The sequence below is a fragment of the Geobacillus sp. FSL K6-3411 genome, from assembly GCF_037965715.1.
GTDB lineage: Bacteria > Bacillota > Bacilli > Bacillales > Anoxybacillaceae > Geobacillus > Geobacillus thermodenitrificans.
The window spans coordinates 3,482,505-3,501,430 of record NZ_CP150187.1 but is presented as its reverse complement, the minus strand read 5'-3'; the positions used below and the strand labels follow the sequence as shown (position 1 = coordinate 3,501,430).

The following is an 18,926-nucleotide window of genomic DNA, read 5'->3' as shown; positions in this document are numbered from 1 at the left end:
CTTTAGCAGAATAAAGACTGGAAATGTTGCTGTTTTGCTGACAAGTTGGTATGCTTATAACGTAGATGTATTTTGCGCCTGTGGGCCTACGTTCCGCCATGGCGACAAAGACGACGATCAGCTAAGGAGGATGTAACCATGCCGTTAGTATCGATGAAAGAGATGCTCAACGAGGCGCTGCGCGGCAAATACGCGGTCGGCCAATTTAACATTAACAACTTAGAGTGGACGCAAGCCATTTTAGCGGCGGCTGAAGAGGAAAAATCGCCGGTTATTCTCGGCGTTTCCGAAGGGGCAGCTCGCTATATGGGTGGCTTTAAAACGGTCGTCAACATGGTGAAAGGCTTAATGGAAGACATGAACATTACGGTTCCAGTTGCCATTCACCTTGACCATGGTTCGAGCTTTGAAAAATGTAAAGCGGCAATCGACGCCGGATTCACCTCGGTCATGATTGACGCCTCCCACCACCCGTTTGAAGAGAACGTCCGCATCACCTCGCAAGTCGTTGAATACGCCCATGCGCGCGGCGTTTCTGTTGAGGCCGAGCTTGGCATCGTCGGCGGGCAAGAGGACGATGTCATCGGTGAAGGTGTCATTTACGCTGATCCGAAAGAATGTGAAGAGCTTGTCAAGCGGACAGGCATCGACTGCCTTGCTCCGGCGCTCGGTTCGGTGCATGGCCCTTACAAAGGGGAGCCAAAACTCGGATTTGCGGAAATGGAACAAATCCGCGACTTAACCGGCATTCCGCTTGTGCTTCACGGCGGCACCGGCATCCCAACTGAGCAAATCCAGCGCGCGATTTCCCTTGGCACATCGAAAATCAACGTCAATACGGAAAACCAAATCGCCTTTACGAAAGTCGTTCGCGAGTTGCTTGCGAAAGATGCAAACGTTTATGACCCGCGCAAAATTATCGGCCCAGGCCGCGATGCGATCAAAGCGACGGTCATCGGCAAAATGCGCGAGTTCGGTTCGTCCGGAAAAGCGGCACAATAACGCGAAAACGGCAAGATCGGCTCAGCAGGCGGCTTTCAGCCGCCGCCCGGGCTTGCCTGCTTGCGCCCAAATCATGGCAAGGAGGGTCACTTATGAAATTTTTTATTGATACGGCAAATTTAGAGGAGATTAAACACGCTCACGAACTCGGTATTTTAGCCGGTGTAACGACTAACCCAAGCTTAGTGGCGAAAGAAAACGTCTCGTTCCACGATCGGTTGCGCGAAATTACGTCGATCGTTTCCGGTTCGGTAAGCGCCGAGGTTATTTCAACTGATGCGCCAGGCATGATTGAAGAAGGAGAAGAGCTGGCGAAAATTGCTCCGAACATCACGATTAAAGTCCCGATGACGCCGGAAGGGTTAAAAGCGGTAAAAGCGTTCAGCGAAAAAGGCATCAAAACGAACGTCACGCTTGTGTTTACCGCCAACCAGGCGCTGTTGGCTGCGCGCGCCGGCGCGACATACGTCTCTCCGTTCCTCGGCCGCCTCGATGATATCGGCCATAACGGCTTAGAGCTCATTTCCACAATCGCTGACATTTTCAACATTCATGGCATTGAAACAGAAATCATTGCGGCTTCGATCCGCCACCCACACCATGTGACAGAAGCAGCTTTGCGTGGGGCGCATATTGCCACCGTACCGTACAAAGTGCTGATGCAATTATTTAACCACCCACTCACTGACCAAGGAATTGAGAAGTTTCTCGCTGACTGGAATCGGCAACAATGAGAATAAGGCCTTTGCCTTCTAGGTTAAGCGGGCTGACCTTGCCGCGTTCGGGCTGGGGAATTCAGCCCGCCTGACCACTTTCTCGTCCCTAGGGGTGAAGCCAACTTCCGAGCAAAGAAGGGAGACGACGATGGATAAAATAAAAATTATCGGCGGGGATCGGCTGCAGGGGACGATTAAAGTGAGCGGCGCGAAAAACAGCGCTGTCGCCTTGATTCCTGCGGCGATTTTAGCCGATTCGCCGGTGACGATCGAAGGGTTGCCGGACATTTCCGACGTGCGCATTTTGGGAAGCTTGATCGAAGAGATCGGCGGTTCGTTTTGGTTTGACGGCAAAAAGGCGATCATCGATCCGACGAACATGGTTTCTATGCCGCTTCCAAACGGAAAAGTAAAAAAACTGCGCGCTTCGTACTATTTGATGGGAGCGATGCTTGGCCGGTTCAAAAAAGCGGTCGTCGGCCTGCCGGGCGGCTGTCATCTCGGACCGCGCCCGATCGACCAGCACATTAAAGGATTTGAGGCGCTCGGTGCAACGGTAACGAACGAGCAGGGCGCCATTTACTTGCGCGCTGAGGAGCTCCGCGGGGCCCGCATTTTTTTGGACGTCGTCAGCGTCGGTGCGACGATCAACATTATGCTGGCGGCGGTGCGCGCCAAAGGGCGGACGATTATCGAAAACGCCGCGAAAGAGCCGGAAATCATTGATGTGGCAACATTGCTTTCGAATATGGGCGCAAAAATTAAAGGCGCGGGCACCGATGTCATCCGTATCGACGGCGTCGAAAAATTATCGGGCTGCCGCCATGCCATCATCCCAGATCGGATTGAAGCCGGTACGTATATGATTGCCGCCGCAGCGACCGGCAACGAAGTTGTCATTGACAACGTTATTCCGCAGCACGTCGAATCACTGACGGCGAAATTGCGCGAGATGGGCGTGCACGTCGAGACGGGTGCGGATCAAATTTGGATCTGCGGCTCCGATGTTTTGAAAGCGGTTGACGTCAAAACGCTCGTCTACCCGGGGTTCCCGACCGATTTGCAGCAGCCGTTAACCGCCTTGTTGACGAAAGCAGACGGCACGAGTGTCGTCACGGATACGATTTACAGCGCACGCTTCAAACATATCGATGAATTGCGGCGCATGAACGCGAACGTGAAAGTCGAAGGTCGCTCGGCCATTATCACTGGTCCGGTCAATTTGCAAGGCGCAAAAGTAAAAGCGAGCGACTTGCGCGCTGGGGCGGCGCTCGTTATCGCCGGGCTCATGGCAGAAGGAGTGACCGAAATCACTGGCGTTGAGCATATCGATCGTGGCTACAGTGGGTTAGTGGAAAAGCTGTCTAAGATCGGCGCCACCATTTGGCGTGAAAAAATGACCGATGAAGAAATTGAACAAGTAAAAAATGCGTAACGTCAAGTGCAAAGGGGAAGGGGAGAACAGCAATGGAACGAAGCTTGTCAATGGAACTCGTGCGCGTCACTGAAGCGGCCGCGCTTGCGGCGGCTCGCTGGATGGGACGCGGAAAAAAGAATGAAGCTGATGATGCAGCGACATCGGCGATGCGCGATGTGTTTGACACGGTGCCGATGAAAGGAACGGTCGTCATCGGCGAAGGAGAAATGGATGAAGCGCCGATGCTGTATATTGGAGAAAAGCTCGGCAACGGCTACGGCCCGCGCGTCGATGTCGCCGTCGATCCGCTTGAGGGAACGAACATCGTCGCTTCGGGGGGCTGGAACGCCCTAGCTGTCGTCGCTGTCGCCGACCACGGCCATTTGCTCCATGCTCCGGATATGTACATGGAAAAAATTGCGGTTGGTCCGGAAGCAGTCGGCATGATTGATATTGAAGCGCCGATCATCGACAATTTAAAAGCGGTAGCGAAAGCGAAAAACAAAGATATTGAAGATGTGGTCGCCATCGTCTTAAACCGTCCGCGCCATGAACGGCTCATCCAAGAGCTGCGAGAAGCTGGTGCGCGCATAAAACTCATTAATGACGGCGATGTGGCTGCCGCTATTAATACAGCGTTTGACCATACCGGCGTTGACATTTTGTTCGGCTCAGGCGGTGCGCCGGAAGGGGTGCTCGCAGCGGTCGCCTTAAAATGCCTTGGCGGCGAACTGCAAGGGAAATTACTGCCGCAAAATGACGCCGAACTCGAACGGTGCAAACAAATGGGAATTGACGTGAACAAAGTGTTACGCATGGATGACTTAGTGAAAGGAGACGACGCCATTTTCGCCGCCACCGGTGTTACGGATGGCGAGCTGCTGCGCGGCGTGCAGCTCAAAGGAGCGTACGGTCTTACCCACTCGGTCGTCATGCGCGCCAAATCCGGCACCGTTCGTTTCATCGAGGGACGGCATAGCTTGAAGAAAAAACCGAACTTAGTCATTAAGTAACATCCTCCTATCCGGTCTGGTGGCGGCACCGCCCCCCCTCTGGTGCCGCTCCCTGTCCGGAAAAGCAAAAAAAGATTGATTAAAAATAAGCAAAAAGGGTAAAATAGTCATGTTACCTGTGCAAAAATAAGCTCTGCCATTCTACTTCCTTATTTCAGCCTTCATCATCTTCTAAACGAATGATCCCTTCGCCTGTCGAATTGATGACAAATATGTCCAAACGAGAACGATGGGAGAATAGGAAACTTTGCAAAGTGTGGTGTCAAGATGGAATTAACGTTAGCAGCTTTAGAAAACATGAAGTTAAAAGAGCTGTATGAGCTCGCTAGACAATATAAAATTTCGTATTACAGCAAATTGACAAAAAAAGAGCTTATTTTTGCTATTTTGAAAGCGCGTGCCGAACAAGACGGCCTCTTTTTCATGGAAGGCGTCCTCGAAATCATTCCGTCGGAAGGATTTGGCTTTTTGCGTCCGATCAACTATTCCCCGAGTTCGGAAGACATTTACATTTCCGCTTCCCAAATTCGCCGTTTTGATTTGCGCAACGGGGATAAAGTATCCGGCAAAGTGCGGAAGCCAAAAGAAAATGAGCGTTATTTCGGCTTGCTCCACGTGGAAGCGGTCAACGGGGAAGACCCAGAAATCGCTAAAGAGCGCGTCCATTTTCCGGCGTTAACCCCTTTATATCCGAATCGGCAAATGAAGCTGGAGACAACGCCGGACAAGCTGTCGACCCGCATCATCGACCTCATCGCTCCAGTCGGCTTTGGCCAGCGCGGGCTGATCGTCGCTCCGCCAAAAGCAGGGAAAACAATGCTACTCAAAGAAATCGCCAACAGCATTACTGCTAACCATCCAGATGTCGAGCTGATCGTCCTCCTGATTGACGAACGGCCAGAAGAAGTGACCGATATCGAGCGGTCTGTGCAAGGGGACGTTGTCAGCTCGACGTTTGACGAAGTGCCGGAAAACCATATTAAAGTGGCCGAACTCGTCTTGGAGCGGGCGATGCGTTTGGTCGAGCATAAGCGCGATGTCGTCATTTTAATGGACAGCATCACCCGTTTGGCCCGGGCGTACAACTTAGTCATTCCACCGAGCGGCCGCACGCTCTCCGGCGGGATCGACCCAGCTGCGTTTCATCGTCCGAAACGGTTTTTTGGCGCGGCCCGCAACATCGAAGAAGGCGGCAGCTTAACGATTTTGGCGACCGCCTTAGTGGATACCGGCTCGCGTATGGACGATGTCATTTACGAAGAATTTAAAGGCACTGGCAATATGGAACTCCATCTCGACCGGTCGCTTGCTGAGCGCCGCATCTTCCCAGCGATCGACATTCGTCGTTCTGGCACGCGTAAAGAGGAGCTCCTCATTCCGAAAGAACATTTGGACAAACTGTGGGCGATCCGGAAAACTATGGCTGATTCCCCGGACTTTATCGAACGGTTTTTAAACAAGCTGCGCCGCACGAAGTCGAATGAAGAATTTTTCGCTTTGCTCGACCAAGAATGGAGAAGCGGCGGTCCGATCCGTATCTAAACGGCTGGTGGAACTTGCCGTAAATCGCCCGTTGCAAATCAGCGGAAAAGCTGTTATAATCTTAACATGTGTGTTTTAGATAACGCTTATGTGTTCACACGATGAACCGTCTGTACCGGCCGGGCTGTTCTCATGAGGCCTCGGTCGTTCCATGCATGGTGCTTCGCCATAGAGGCGGAAGTGCCTTGGGCATCGAGCCCGCACGAACGAATAACTCTGTTTCGATGAGATACAGGGCGGAAGGAGATGAAAACGATGAAACAAGGGATCCATCCAGCGTACAAAAAAGTGATCGTCCGCTGCGCATGCGGAAACGAGTTCGAAAGCGGTTCGGTCAAAGACGAGCTGCGCGTCGAGATTTGCTCGGAATGCCATCCGTTCTTTACGGGCAAACAAAAATTCGTTTCGGCAGCGGGCCGCGTCGATAAATTCAATAAAAAATACGGCCTTAAGTAAAAAGAGAACGAAAGCAGGCAAGCGCGCACCGCTTGCCTGCTTTTTCGTGAGGGCAGATGGACGAACTGCCGCTCATAGGGGCTATCCTGCTGGCCGCTTCAGTCCCAGCCGGCAGGGTTGGCCCGTTTTTCGACGACAGTGTTGAGCGAAAGGAGAGGCCCCCGATGTATGTGATGACGCAGTCCGGTTGGCTGGAAGTCATTTGCGGCAGCATGTTTTCCGGCAAATCGGAAGAACTGATCCGCCGCATCCGCCGCGCCCAGTTTGCCAAACAGGAAGTGAAAGTGTTCAAACCGACGATTGACAACCGCTACAGTGAAGATGCGGTCGTGTCGCACAACGGGAATTCAGTGATCGCCATCCCGGTCGCAACGCCGGCAGAACTGTTTCGTTATATTTCCGCTACCACCGATGTTGTTGCCATTGATGAAGTGCAGTTTTTTTCTGATGACATTATTGATGTCGTGCAAACGCTCGCGGATCGTGGCTATCGCGTCATCGCCGCCGGGTTGGATCAAGACTTCCGCGGCGAACCGTTCGGGCCGGTACCGGCGCTCATGGCCATCGCCGAATCGGTGACGAAACTGCAAGCGGTCTGTACCGTTTGCGGCTCCCCGGCTAGTCGGACGCAACGGCTCATTAACGGTGCGCCCGCCTCTTACGACGATCCGATCATTCTTGTCGGCGCGAGTGAAGCGTACGAACCGCGTTGCCGCCATCACCACGAGGTGCCGGGCAAACCAAAAAAGCAGCATGATCACCCGTTTGCTGAACGCGCCAGTGAGTGAAGGGATTCGGTTGGAAATATAGGAAATTACGCGCTGCACCAGCATGTGCTCGAAGCCTTCATGGCTGTCCAAAAGTGCTGATAAGTAACGGAAAAAGATGACGATATGCCAAACATCTCAAGCTCTTTGTTCACCGAATGCGTCAATCAGTAGCGATGACACGGCGCACTCCGGCTGTTTCCATCGCCACTCTGCTGGATATATGAACAAATGACACAGCTGCTCGTAAACGATGGATTGGTCTTACCCCACGTTCGCTTCATTTGAACGTGGGGTTCTCTCGTTCGGAGAGGATAAATATTATGACTTGTCACGGGCATCCTAACAGCAGGGAGGCGAAAACAATGAAACGCATTTGGTTGTTAGGATTTGCCTTGTTGCTTTCTGCCTGCTCGTTAAATCCAGATCAATCGTCTTACCGTCAGCAAAGCGAAGACAAAAATGGTACGCAGCTCATGACGGATGGCCGGCCGAAAACGGATGCGGATCGCGACTTGTACAACAACTTTGACGACCCGGAAAAAACGCGGCAAAACCCGAACTTCATTAGTTTGGCCGAAGGAAGTGAAAACCAGCGCGTTAATACGCGTAAAGCGGTGCAACTCATTGAGCGGTATACCGATTACCGCGTCAACTCCATTTGGTTTCACGGCGACAATATGTATGTGACAGTCAACGTGCCTGACACGTTGTCTGCCAAAGAGCGGCAGCGTGAGGCGAGCCGCATCGATGAACTGCTGACAAAAGCGATTCCGACGTACGAAATCATCGTACGCTTGAATTAAACGCTCCCGCTTACGAAAAGCGGGGGTTTTTGTTTGGTTTTGTTTCATGATATAATTTAAAATTAGACTGTGCTGAAAAACAGAGGTGAATGCTGTGTTTGATCGATTAGAAGCTGTTGAACAACGATATGAAAAATTAAACGAGCTTTTGATGGATCCAGCCGTTATCAACGACCCGAAAAAGTTGCGTGATTATTCGAAAGAGCAGGCTGATTTGACTGAAACGGTACAAACGTACCGTGAATACAAGTCCGTTCGCAGTCAGCTCGCGGAAGCGAAGGCCATGCTGGAAGAAAAACTTGAGCCAGAGCTGCGCGAGATGGTGAAAGAGGAAATTGATGAGCTCGAAGAACGGGAAGAAGCGCTCGTTGAGAAGTTGAAAGTGTTGCTTTTGCCGAAAGATCCGAATGATGAGAAAAACGTCATTATGGAAATTCGTGCCGCCGCCGGTGGCGAGGAAGCCGCGCTGTTTGCCGGCGACTTGTACCGGATGTATACGCGCTATGCGGAGTCGCAAGGGTGGAAAACGGAAGTGATCGAAGCAAGCCCAACAGGCCTTGGCGGCTATAAAGAAATCATCTTTATGGTCAATGGGAAAGGGGCGTATTCGAAGCTGAAGTTTGAAAACGGCGCTCATCGCGTCCAACGCGTCCCGGAAACGGAATCAGGCGGACGCATCCATACATCGACGGCAACGGTCGCCTGCTTGCCGGAAATGGAAGAAGTCGAAGTCGAAATTCATGAAAAAGACATTCGTGTCGATACGTACGCCTCGAGCGGGCCAGGGGGACAAAGCGTGAACACGACGATGTCAGCCGTACGCCTCACCCATATTCCGACCGGCATTGTCGTTACTTGCCAGGACGAAAAATCGCAAATTAAAAACAAAGAAAAAGCGATGAAAGTGTTGCGCGCCCGCATTTATGACAAATACCAGCAAGAAGCGCGCGCCGAGTATGACCAAACGCGTAAGCAAGCAGTCGGCACCGGCGATCGCTCAGAGCGCATCCGCACGTACAACTTCCCGCAAAACCGCGTCACTGACCACCGTATCGGGTTGACGATTCAAAAGCTTGACCTCGTGTTAGACGGGCAGCTCGATGAAATTATCGAGGCGCTCATTTTAGACGACCAGTCGAAAAAACTGGAGCAAGCGAACGATGCGTCGTAACGTACATGAGGTCCTCACCTGGGCTTCTTCTTTTTTGCATGCTCATGGAAAGGAAGAGCGGGCGGCCGAGTGGCTATTGTGTCACCATTTGGGCACTGACAGAGCCGGGTTGTTCGCCCGTTGGCGTGAGCCAGTTGAGGAAACGGTGTATGAACGGTTCGCGGCCGATGTGCGCCGCCATGCCGTAGACCATGTGCCGATTCAATATTTGATCGGCCATGAATGGTTTTACGGCCGACCGTTCCTTGTAAACCGCCATGTGTTAATCCCGCGACCGGAGACAGAAGAGCTTGTGCTTGGTGTCTTAGAGCGTCTTCCTCGTCTGTTTGAGGGACGGGAGCGGATTGATGTCGTCGATGTAGGCACTGGCAGCGGGGCGATTGCCGTGACGTTGGCGCTTGAGAATCGCACGCTTTCAGTGACCGCTACTGATATTTCCGAAGAAGCGCTCACAGTCGCCCGGGAAAATGCCGCGCGGCTTGGGGCTCGCATTTCGTTTTTGCGCGGTGACTTATTGCAGCCGCTCATTGAGCAAGGGCAGACAGTCGATGTTGTCGTTTCAAATCCGCCGTACATTCCTGAAACCGATGCCGCTACACTCTCTCCGGTCGTGAAAGACTATGAGCCGCACACGGCGCTTTTTGGCGGCCGTGACGGGCTTGACTTTTACCGCCGCTTCGCTCGCGACTTGCCGCTTGTGCTCGGTACCCCAGCGCTTGCCGCGTTTGAAGTCGGCGCCGGACAAGGAGAAGCGGTCGCCTCACTCTTAGCGGCGGCGTTTCCTGAGGCTGAGATCGAAGTGGCTTTTGACTTGAATGGCAAAGACCGAATGGTCTATATGACAAGAAAAAAATGAGATTCATAGGTTTAAAATGAGGCGGCGCCGTCCACAATGAATGTTGAAAGGACGGTGCCGATAATGGTGATCAGGGGAAATTCCATCGCTGTATGTTTATATATCATTCTATTAATAACAGGCGTCCTCGTTCATCTATACGGTCAGCAGACGGATGCGGGGGCAAACGCGACGGTCATGGTTCCTAACGAGGCGATTCGCCTGCGCATTTTGGCGAACAGCGATAACGTTGCTGACCAAGAATTGAAGCGAAAAGTGCGCGATGCGGTGAACGCGCAAATTAACGAATGGGTGGCCGAACTGACGTCGTTCGAAGAAGCGAAGCGTGTCATTCGCTCCCACTTGCCGGACATCGAGCAGACGGTCGCTCGTGTGCTCCGTGATGAGCAAAGCAATCAGTCGTACAAGGTGGAGTTCGGTTCGGTTCGCTTTCCGACGAAAGTGTACGGTAATTACGTTTATCCAGCCGGCACGTACGATGCGGTTCTTATTACGCTCGGGGCAGGAAAAGGGGCAAACTGGTGGTGTGTCTTGTTTCCGCCGCTTTGTTTTCTCGATTTTTCCAACGGTGACGCTGTGATGATGAGAGAGAAAGAGATGCCGGCAAACGAGAACGAGGCAGACAAACCTGCACCAACCGAGACCAATGCGTCTATGAAAGAAAAGCGGAGTAAAAAAGAAGCGGCACAGCCGGACGGACAAGAAGATGAGAGCATCGCGATAGCCATAGGTGAGGAGACTGAACGTCACACAGTGGCTGAGGAAATCAATGAGGATAGTGTGAGCACGAGCGTGAGTGATGGAAATCGAGCTGTGGATGACACGAGCCTTGCTGCGATTGACATCGGCGAAGACGCGAGTGAAGAGAAACAAATGGATAGCGGAAATGCTTCCCCCGTCGTCATGGCTGAGTCGGAGCAGCGGATCGAAGTGAAATTCTTCTTCAAAGAGTTGCTTGCCCACCTTATTCCATAGGCTCATATCCACAATGTTATCCACAAAAACAACAGATTTATTCACAATTTGTGTATAAATGTGGGTAACCGACGAGAGCTAGTTCGGTACTTCTGAGCAAATCCGCCATCTCCAAGGCGATAGAGAAGGTGAAACGATTGAAAACGCATGTTTGGGTTGTGGATAATATTGTTGATAAACAGCAAATTTATCCACAAATACAAGAGGCTGCCGAATGGTTGCGGACCGGAGAAGTGATCGCATTTCCAACGGAAACGGTGTACGGATTGGGAGCAGATGCGGCTAATACGACAGCGGTGGAAAAAATTTTTGCCGCCAAAGGACGGCCGAGCGACAATCCGCTCATCGTCCACGTCGCCAGCCTCGCGCAAGTTGAATCGATCGCTGCATCGATCCCGCCGGTCGCGAAAACGTTAATGGAACGGTTTTGGCCGGGCCCGCTCACCTTAGTGTTGCCGAAACGGGACGGAGCGGTGTCTGAACGGGTGACAGCTGGTCTTTCGACCGTGGCGGTGCGCATGCCGGATCATCCACTGGCGCTTGCCTTGATCGAAGCGAGCGGCTTAGCGCTTGCCGCCCCGAGCGCCAACCGGTCAGGAAGGCCAAGCCCGACGACGGCCGCCCACGTGCTCGCTGATTTGAATGGGCGCATTGCCGGAGTGATTGATGGCGGGCCAACGGGTGTCGGCGTTGAATCGACTGTGCTCGATTGCAGCGGAGAGGTGCCGACGATTTTGCGCCCGGGCGGGGTGACGAAAGAGGCGCTCAGTGAAGTGATCGGCCGCGTTGAAGAGGCTGCCGGAGATGAACAGACAGCGCCGAAAGCGCCAGGAATGAAATATACGCATTATGCGCCGAAAGCACCGCTTTGGATCGCCGCTGGCCCACCGTCGTTTTTGCAGCGGCTTGTTGATGAAAGCCGGGCGGAAGGAAAAACTGTCGGCGTGCTGACGACTGAAGAAAACAAAAACCGTTATGTCGCCGATGTCGTGTTGGCATGTGGAGCGCGTCGCGATTTGGAAACGGTGGCCCAACGCCTGTACGATGTGCTGCGTCAGTTTGATGAGACAGGCGTTAACCTCATTTACAGCGAGGCGTTTCCGGAGGAGGGGATCGGCGCTGCGATCATGAATCGGTTGCGTAAAGCGGCCGGTGGGCGCGTCATTAGCGAATAGCGAAACAAAAGCGGAACGCAGCCCCCCAAAAAAGTGAAGGAGCTAACTGTATAGAGTGACGAGTCCGTTCGATGTGAAAGATAAGCGAGGGTGTCTCATTGGTTTGGAGACACCCTCTTTTTTCACTCTTGCATATGAAATCGCCTCGCTTCTCCTCTATCACTCGTTTGCTTCTAAACGATGCTGGACGTGCATATGTTAGCAGTAAGGCTAGTCCGGGAGGGAAGGGAATGGGCGCGTTAATCGGCGAAATGATCGCGCTGTCGCTGATGGCGCTTGCGCTAGGCATGGACGCATTTTCGGTTGCCTTAGGAATGGGATTGTTGCGTCTTCGGCTTCGGCAAATTTTTTATATTGGGCTTACGATCGGCTTATTTCATATTTTCATGCCGCTTGTCGGTATGGCAGTCGGCCGCTTTTTGTCGCGCGAGTTCGGTAGCATCGCTACATATGCGGGCGGGGTGTTGCTATTATGGCTTGGCGGGCAAATGATCGTTACATCCTTTCAGCAGGAGGAAGGGACTTCATTCTTGCCGCACGGGGCGGGGCTGCTTTTTTTTGCATTCAGCGTCAGCCTCGACAGCTTTTCGGTCGGGCTAAGCCTTGGCATTTTCGGGGCACGGACGATGGCGACGATCCTCCTGTTCGGTTTGTTCAGCACGGTCTTGACTTGGATCGGGCTGCTGGTGGGCCGACATTTTCGGCAATGGCTCGGTTCGTACAGTGAGGCGCTTGGCGGCAGCATTTTGCTTGTGTTCGGGCTGAAGCTGCTTTTTTCGTAAAGAATCATGGCAGGTGGTGCCAACCTTTTCATTTCAGTGGGAAAAAGTGGACTGCCCGCTTTTTTTTGTTCTTTTCCCTATGGTATATTGTTGATAAGCCATTGTTATGGTAAGCCATTGTTGAAGAGGTGGTTGTCATGCCGTACCGCATTTTGTTCGTCTGCACCGGCAATACGTGCCGGAGCCCGATGGCTGCCGCGCTTCTTGAGAGCAAGCAGCTGCCCGGTGTCGAGGTGAAATCGGCCGGTGTATTCGCTGCGGAAGGAAGCGAAGCGTCCACCCATGCGAAAACGGTATTGAAAGAAAAGGGGATTGACGCGTCCCACCGTTCTTCGCTGTTAAAAAAAGAACATATTGACTGGGCAACGCACGTGCTGGCGATGACGTCCGGACATAAAGAGATGATCGTCGGACGTTTTCCGGAGGCGAAAGATAAAACATTTACGTTAAAACAGTTCGCTTCAGGAACAGACGGTGACATCGCCGACCCGTTCGGTGGCTCGGTTGAGGTGTACCGGGCAGCTCGCGATGAGTTAGCGGCGCTTATTGACCGCCTGGCGGAAAAATTGCAAGAGAAACAATAATATCACGTGGTTAATGAGGGGGAAAACAATGGGGGGAAAACGCCGTTCGTTTGGCTTGCGTCTGAAGCTTGTCGTCTTTACAACAGTGCTAGCAATTATTACATATTCGACGAGCGCCTTGTACTTGTACGTGTTGTATGATTGGTGGTTTGCATCATTCAACAAAAGCGTCTTCACGATTGTTGTGTTGCTGCTCGGCATTTTTTGGTCAGGAGTGCTCGCCTATGTCGCCGCTGGCTGGATTACGAAGCCGCTGCAACATCTCGAGGAAGCGGCCACTAAGGCGGCTAGCGGGCACATTGAAGAAGACGTTCCGCTTCCTTCATCCAATGATGAAATTCGTTCGCTTGCTGTCGCTTTTAACCACATGCTTCATCATCTGCGCATCGTGATCACTAACATTGAAGAAAATACAGCACGTACAAATGAGAAGACATCGGAAATGAGCCAAGCATCTGAAACAGCGGCAAACCGCGCTCGCGATATTGCGGCGACGATTGATGATATTTCGAAAGGGGCAACCGCTTCAGCGGAAGCGATTCAAGAAGCGGCTGAGGCCGCTGAAGATGTGCTCGCCATTGCCATACGGGTACAAGAAACGGCGGAACGTGCGGAACAGTCCGTACATGAGATGGCAGAAACGCTCAAGACAAGCCAAGATATCACTCATTCGCTCATCAATGGCATCGGGCAGCTGGCCGACGATCAAGAACTGTCAAGAGCCGCTGTCAAACAGCTTGAGAGACATGCCCATCAAATCGGAAACATTACATTGCTTGTTGCCGATATGGCTGAGCAAACGAACTTGCTAGCACTCAATGCTTCGATTGAAGCCGCCCGCGCCGGTGAACATGGCCGGGGCTTTGCGGTCGTGGCCGAAGAAGTGCGCAAACTAGCTGATGAAAGCGCTACGGCAGTGAAACAAATTGCGGAATTGGTCAACAATATTCAAAACGAGGTTGCCCGGGTGGCCATGCAAATGGATAAGCAGGCCGCCACCGCCAACGCTGAGGCGGTCAGAGGCAAGCAGACGAATGAGGCCATTGCCGCTATGGTATCTTCAGCGGGTGAAGTGATTCGCGCCGTCCATGATATCGCTGAGCTGGCGAAAAGCCAAATGAGGCACATGGAGCGGGTGGCGGCACAGACGCAAGAAGTGGCGGCGATCGCTGAGCAGACATCCGCTGGTGCGCTCGAAGTCGCGGCGGCGACCGAAGCACAGACAGAAGCAGTCAGCAATGTGCACAAACTGGCGAACGAGCTTGTCGAACAGGCGGAACAGCTACAGGCGGCAGTCGCCCGTTTTCGCGCCGACTAAAATGACCGGTGCATTCAGAAACGCTGTCGACTTCACTGGCGGAAACAAACGAACCGCACACGATCTAGCATAATAAGGTAACTGTATCGATGAAGCGCTCGCTCCAAAAAGCGGGGAGCGAGGCGAGCAGAAAGGAGACGAACGAACTTGAAAGTAGCAATTGCTTCCGACCACGGTGGAATTCGCATTCGTGAAGAAATTAAAGCACTTCTTGATGAAATGGGCATCGAATATACAGACTTTGGCTGCGACTGTGAAACGTCGGTCGATTACCCGGATTACGCGCTCCCGGTCGCTGAAAAAGTGGCGCGCGGCGAGTTTGATCGCGGCATTTTAATTTGTGGCACCGGCATTGGCATGACGATCGCAGCGAATAAAGTAAAAGGGGTGCGCTGCGCCCTTTGTCATGATGTTTACAGCGCGAAACTGACACGCATGCATAACGACAGCAACATCCTCGCGATGGGCGAGCGCGTGATCGGCCCTGGCTTGGCGCGTGAAATCGCGAAAGCGTGGTTGGAGACGGAATTCGAAGGTGGCCGCCATGCGCGGCGGATCGGCAAAATTGCCGATTACGAAAACGAACATTTGTAAAAGACGCATCGTTTCATAAAAATCGCGGCGTATTAATGAGGGGGAGGGCCATGGACGCACTATTGACCGAATGGAGGCAGCAATGGCAAACCATCTTGCACGCGTTTCAAGAACAGGCGCAGCTTGGTCGCGGTCACATCGTTGTCATCGGCTGCAGTACGAGCGAAGTGCTTGGCGAGCGGATCGGCACGGCCGGATCGATGGACGTTGCTGCCATGCTTTTTGCCGAGCTTGAGGCGTGGCGGCGAGAAGTTGGCATTGAGCTGGCGTTCCAATGCTGTGAACATTTAAACCGGGCGCTTGTCGTTGAGCGGGAGACAGCACGCGCTCACGGGCTCGAGGTCGTTTCCGTCGTTCCGGTGCCGAAAGCGGGGGGAGCAATGGCCGCCTACGCCTATCGACATCTTATGGATCCGGTCGTCGTCGAGGTGATTCGTGCTGACGCGGGGATTGACATCGGCCATACGCTCATCGGCATGCATTTGAAGCCGGTTGCCGTCCCTGTACGCGTTCCGGTGAAGCATGTCGGATCGGCGTGTGTGACGTTGGCGAAAACACGACCGAAGCTGATCGGTGGTGCCCGTGCCGTCTATTCATTGGAAAATCCGAATGATTCCTGTACTTTCTAGTTAGTTTATTCACTTTTTCTTTGGATTTGTCCGATGAAAGCTGATAAAATAAAAACGAATATTCACTGAATTTTGCGTAAGGGGGAGCTATTGATGAACTACTTGCCACAACAAGATCCGCAAGTGTTCGCCGCCATCGAACAAGAGCGGAAACGGCAGCATGCAAAAATTGAGCTAATCGCCTCAGAAAACTTTGTCAGCCGCGCCGTGATGGAAGCGCAAGGGTCGGTGATGACGAACAAGTATGCGGAAGGCTACCCAGGTCGCCGCTATTACGGTGGTTGCGAATACGTTGACGTAGTCGAAGATTTGGCGCGTGAACGGGCGAAGCAATTGTTCGGAGCAGAGCATGCGAACGTCCAACCGCATTCCGGAGCACAGGCGAACATGGCTGTCTATTTCACCGTCCTCAAGCCCGGCGATACTGTGCTTGGCATGAACTTGTCGCACGGCGGGCATTTGACGCACGGCAGCCCGGTCAACTTCAGCGGGGTTCAGTACAACTTTGTCGAATACGGCGTCGATCCGGAAACGCATGTCATTGACTATGATGATGTGCGCGAGAAAGCGCGCCTTCATCGGCCGAAGCTGATTGTCGCCGGCGCAAGTGCCTATCCGCGCGTCATCGATTTTGCCAAGTTCCGGGAAATCGCTGATGAAGTCGGCGCCTATTTAATGGTTGATATGGCCCATATTGCCGGTCTTGTTGCGGCAGGTCTTCATCCGAATCCAGTGCCGTATGCCCATTTTGTCACGACGACGACGCATAAAACATTGCGCGGCCCGCGCGGCGGAATGATTTTATGCCAAGAGCAGTTTGCGAAACAAATCGACAAATCCATTTTCCCTGGCATTCAAGGCGGCCCGCTTATGCATGTCATTGCCGCGAAAGCAGTCGCACTTGGTGAGGCGCTGCAAGATGACTTTAAAGTATACGCAAAGCGCATCATCGACAACGCTCAACGCCTTGCAGCCGCCTTGCAAAAAGAAGGGTTCACTCTTGTTTCCGGCGGCACGGACAACCATTTGCTGCTTGTTGACTTGCGCCCGCAACAGCTGACAGGGAAAACAGCGGAGAAAGTGTTGGATGAAGTCGGCATTACCGTCAATAAAAACACAATTCCGTATGATCCAGAAAGCCCGTTTGTCACGAGCGGCATCCGCATCGGTACAGCCGCGGTTACGACGCGCGGTTTTGGTTTGGAAGAAATGGATGAAATTGCTTCCCTTATCGGTCTTGTGCTGAAAAACATCGACAACGAGCAGGCGCTCGAGGAAGCACGCCAACGCGTCGTTGCCTTAACGGAAAAATTCCCGCTCTATCAAGACTAAGGGAACGAAGGGAGCGTTCCGGACAATCGAACGCTCCCTTACCTACGCTCACGCGATGATAAAGGCACACTGCCAATGATCGGTTGGGCAGTGTGCCTTTTCCTTTGCTTCAACGGTTGAACGGGCGCCCGTTTTCCAGTAGAATGTATAGAAGTGTACTGCATACATACGGAAGAGGAGATGACCTATGGCAAAAGTGTATGTATTTGACCATCCGCTCATCCAGCATAAACTGACGTACATTCGCGACAAGCATACAGGTACAAAAGAGTTTCGCGAACTCGTTGAAGAAGTGGCGACGTTGATGGCGTTTGAAATTACGCGCGACCTTCCGCTTGAGGAAGTGGAGATCGAAACTCCTGTCAGCCGGGCGAAAGCGAAAGTCATCGCCGGCAAAAAGCTTGGCGTCATCCCGATTCTGCGCGCCGGTATCGGCATGGTTGACGGCATCTTGAAGCTTATCCCGGCGGCAAAAGTCGGCCACGTCGGCCTGTACCGCGATCCGGAAACGCTCCAGCCAGTAGAATATTACGTCAAATTGCCAAGCGATGTCGAAGAACGTGATTTTATCATCGTCGATCCGATGCTCGCGACCGGTGGCTCGGCGGTGGCGGCGATCGAAGCATTGAAAAAGCGGGGGGCTAAAAGCATTAAGTTCATGTGCCTCATCGCGGCACCGGAAGGGGTCAAAGCGGTTGAAACGGCGCATCCGGACGTCGATATTTACATCGCTGCCCTCGATGAGCGGCTGAACGACCACGGCTATATCGTCCCCGGTCTTGGCGATGCTGGTGACCGACTGTTTGGAACGAAATGACAGTCGATGAGACAGGACGCCACGCATACGACGAAGAATAGGGTGCCCGCAATGGTCGGGACACCCTTTTTACATATGGAAACATTCTTGGTTATGACGACTATCAGCTTCGCCTACCATGCAGGGAGCTTCAAGAACTAGGTCAGGCAGAAAGAGTAGATAAAAATAAAATATATCATTATACGTGATATTTGTGAAAAGAAAATGAGAAATTGTCACAAATTATTAATATTTGCCCTGTGTGAATGTGGTTTTATGTGGAAACACATTGACATTAACCTAGTGGTATTGTATGCTTTACAGGGGACATATTGTGAGGGTTTTCACTGTCTGAAATCCCCCTTTCCTATCGGTTAGAGAGGTATATGGCCTATGAAAAAAAATGACCGCCACCCGTTTCGGGCTATTGGGTTAATGTCGGCAATTACATCACAGCTTGTCGGCTGTACGTTAGTCGGTTTGTTCGGCGGAAGATGGGCCGATCGACAATTAGACAGTGAACCGCTTTTTTTAGTTATTGGCCTGTTGCTCGGTTTGGCAGCGGGAGTTTTTGCCACGCTAAAAACAGTCCGACGCTTTTTTGAGGAATAAGAAGCCATGCTTGACATGATCGTGAAACGAATGCAAAAACAACTGTTTATATTGATGGCTTGTTACGCGTTAGGGTCGATATGGACAAAGTATGAAGCATGGTTTTTTAGTCTGCTCGTCGGCACGGCGGCAGGGTTGTACAGCATACGGCTGTTAGCCCGGCGTGTAATCAAAGTCGGAGAAGCGATCGCTGATGGGCGGCGTCCGCCATCACTAGGGACAATGGTTCGGTTTGCATTGGCTATTGCAGTCGCGCTGCTTGTGTCCCGTTACCCCCAACATTTGTCGATGGTGCCGGTTGTCATCGGCCTGTCCACCCCATACATTTTGTTGGTAGTAAATCATTTTTTACATAATGATCAATCAGTTACATAGAAAGTGAG

21 protein-coding genes are annotated in these 18,926 nt (G+C 52.4%); all 21 read left to right on the top strand.

Going from position 1 to position 18,926, the window contains the following annotated elements; translation table 11 throughout:
• The first annotated feature begins 138 nt into the window (after positions 1 to 138).
• The 21 genes from NSQ22_RS17855 (at position 139) to NSQ22_RS17755 (ending at position 18,918) form a co-directional block, all read left to right on the top strand.
• Positions 139 to 1,002: a class II fructose-bisphosphate aldolase gene (locus NSQ22_RS17855; protein ID WP_008880720.1), complete on the top strand. Its 864-nt coding sequence runs from the start codon at positions 139 to 141 to the stop codon at positions 1,000 to 1,002.
• A gap of 92 nt (positions 1,003 to 1,094) precedes the next feature.
• Positions 1,095 to 1,736 (top strand): fructose-6-phosphate aldolase, encoded by a 642-nt coding sequence (gene fsa, locus NSQ22_RS17850; RefSeq protein ID WP_008880719.1) that lies wholly within the window; start codon positions 1,095 to 1,097, stop codon positions 1,734 to 1,736.
• 130 nt (positions 1,737 to 1,866) lie between these two features.
• The gene (locus NSQ22_RS17845) at positions 1,867 to 3,153 is read left to right on the top strand and encodes a UDP-N-acetylglucosamine 1-carboxyvinyltransferase (RefSeq protein ID WP_008880718.1); all 1,287 of its coding nucleotides are present in this window, start codon (positions 1,867 to 1,869) and stop codon (positions 3,151 to 3,153) included.
• Between the two features lie 32 nt (positions 3,154 to 3,185).
• Positions 3,186 to 4,148, top strand: a complete 963-nt coding sequence (gene glpX, locus NSQ22_RS17840; RefSeq protein ID WP_011888409.1) for a class II fructose-bisphosphatase — start codon at positions 3,186 to 3,188, stop codon at positions 4,146 to 4,148.
• A gap of 267 nt (positions 4,149 to 4,415) precedes the next feature.
• Positions 4,416 to 5,690, top strand: coding sequence for a transcription termination factor Rho (gene rho / locus NSQ22_RS17835; protein WP_008880716.1), 1,275 nt, complete (start codon positions 4,416 to 4,418; stop codon positions 5,688 to 5,690).
• 255 nt (positions 5,691 to 5,945) lie between these two features.
• On the top strand, positions 5,946 to 6,146 hold the full coding sequence (gene rpmE / locus NSQ22_RS17830) for a 50S ribosomal protein L31 (protein WP_008880715.1): 201 nt from the start codon (positions 5,946 to 5,948) through the stop codon (positions 6,144 to 6,146).
• 164 nt (positions 6,147 to 6,310) lie between these two features.
• The gene (locus tag NSQ22_RS17825) at positions 6,311 to 6,934 is read left to right on the top strand and encodes a thymidine kinase (protein ID WP_060476309.1); all 624 of its coding nucleotides are present in this window, start codon (positions 6,311 to 6,313) and stop codon (positions 6,932 to 6,934) included.
• Between the two features lie 344 nt (positions 6,935 to 7,278).
• A complete protein-coding gene (locus NSQ22_RS17820) occupies positions 7,279 to 7,719 on the top strand; it encodes a hypothetical protein (RefSeq protein ID WP_008880713.1) in 441 nt (146 codons plus the stop codon).
• 94 nt (positions 7,720 to 7,813) lie between these two features.
• Complete coding sequence (prfA, locus tag NSQ22_RS17815; protein ID WP_008880712.1) at positions 7,814 to 8,890, top strand: peptide chain release factor 1; 1,077 nt, start codon at positions 7,814 to 7,816, stop codon at positions 8,888 to 8,890.
• Positions 8,880 to 9,746, top strand: a complete 867-nt coding sequence (gene prmC / locus NSQ22_RS17810) for a peptide chain release factor N(5)-glutamine methyltransferase (RefSeq protein WP_081157428.1) — start codon at positions 8,880 to 8,882, stop codon at positions 9,744 to 9,746. The genes prfA and prmC overlap by 11 nt, the downstream gene beginning before the upstream one ends.
• A gap of 63 nt (positions 9,747 to 9,809) precedes the next feature.
• Positions 9,810 to 10,721 carry a stage II sporulation protein R gene (gene spoIIR / locus NSQ22_RS17805; protein ID WP_035499493.1) on the top strand — a complete coding sequence of 304 codons (912 nt, stop codon included), beginning with the start codon at positions 9,810 to 9,812 and terminating at the stop codon, positions 10,719 to 10,721.
• Positions 10,722 to 10,858: 137 nt separating this feature from the next.
• Entirely contained in the window at positions 10,859 to 11,896 is a 1,038-nt protein-coding gene (locus NSQ22_RS17800; protein ID WP_011888406.1) for an L-threonylcarbamoyladenylate synthase, read from the top strand.
• Between the two features lie 230 nt (positions 11,897 to 12,126).
• On the top strand, positions 12,127 to 12,678 hold the full coding sequence (locus tag NSQ22_RS17795; protein WP_008880708.1) for a manganese efflux pump MntP family protein: 552 nt from the start codon (positions 12,127 to 12,129) through the stop codon (positions 12,676 to 12,678).
• Positions 12,679 to 12,815: 137 nt separating this feature from the next.
• Positions 12,816 to 13,262: a low molecular weight protein arginine phosphatase gene (locus NSQ22_RS17790; RefSeq protein ID WP_008880707.1), complete on the top strand. Its 447-nt coding sequence runs from the start codon at positions 12,816 to 12,818 to the stop codon at positions 13,260 to 13,262.
• 28 nt (positions 13,263 to 13,290) lie between these two features.
• Positions 13,291 to 14,580, top strand: coding sequence for a methyl-accepting chemotaxis protein (locus tag NSQ22_RS17785; RefSeq protein ID WP_008880706.1), 1,290 nt, complete (start codon positions 13,291 to 13,293; stop codon positions 14,578 to 14,580).
• A gap of 147 nt (positions 14,581 to 14,727) precedes the next feature.
• Positions 14,728 to 15,174: a ribose 5-phosphate isomerase B gene (rpiB, locus tag NSQ22_RS17780; protein WP_008880705.1), complete on the top strand. Its 447-nt coding sequence runs from the start codon at positions 14,728 to 14,730 to the stop codon at positions 15,172 to 15,174.
• A 50-nt stretch (positions 15,175 to 15,224) separates the two neighbouring features.
• Complete coding sequence (locus tag NSQ22_RS17775; RefSeq protein ID WP_008880704.1) at positions 15,225 to 15,803, top strand: TIGR01440 family protein; 579 nt, start codon at positions 15,225 to 15,227, stop codon at positions 15,801 to 15,803.
• A 93-nt stretch (positions 15,804 to 15,896) separates the two neighbouring features.
• Positions 15,897 to 17,135: a serine hydroxymethyltransferase gene (gene glyA / locus NSQ22_RS17770; RefSeq protein WP_008880703.1), complete on the top strand. Its 1,239-nt coding sequence runs from the start codon at positions 15,897 to 15,899 to the stop codon at positions 17,133 to 17,135.
• A 187-nt stretch (positions 17,136 to 17,322) separates the two neighbouring features.
• Positions 17,323 to 17,952: a uracil phosphoribosyltransferase gene (gene upp, locus NSQ22_RS17765; protein WP_029761121.1), complete on the top strand. Its 630-nt coding sequence runs from the start codon at positions 17,323 to 17,325 to the stop codon at positions 17,950 to 17,952.
• A 372-nt stretch (positions 17,953 to 18,324) separates the two neighbouring features.
• Positions 18,325 to 18,543 (top strand): AtpZ/AtpI family protein, encoded by a 219-nt coding sequence (locus NSQ22_RS17760; protein WP_008880700.1) that lies wholly within the window; start codon positions 18,325 to 18,327, stop codon positions 18,541 to 18,543.
• Between the two features lie 6 nt (positions 18,544 to 18,549).
• Positions 18,550 to 18,918, top strand: coding sequence for an ATP synthase subunit I (locus tag NSQ22_RS17755; protein ID WP_008880699.1), 369 nt, complete (start codon positions 18,550 to 18,552; stop codon positions 18,916 to 18,918).
• Positions 18,919 to 18,926: the final 8 nt, after the last annotated feature.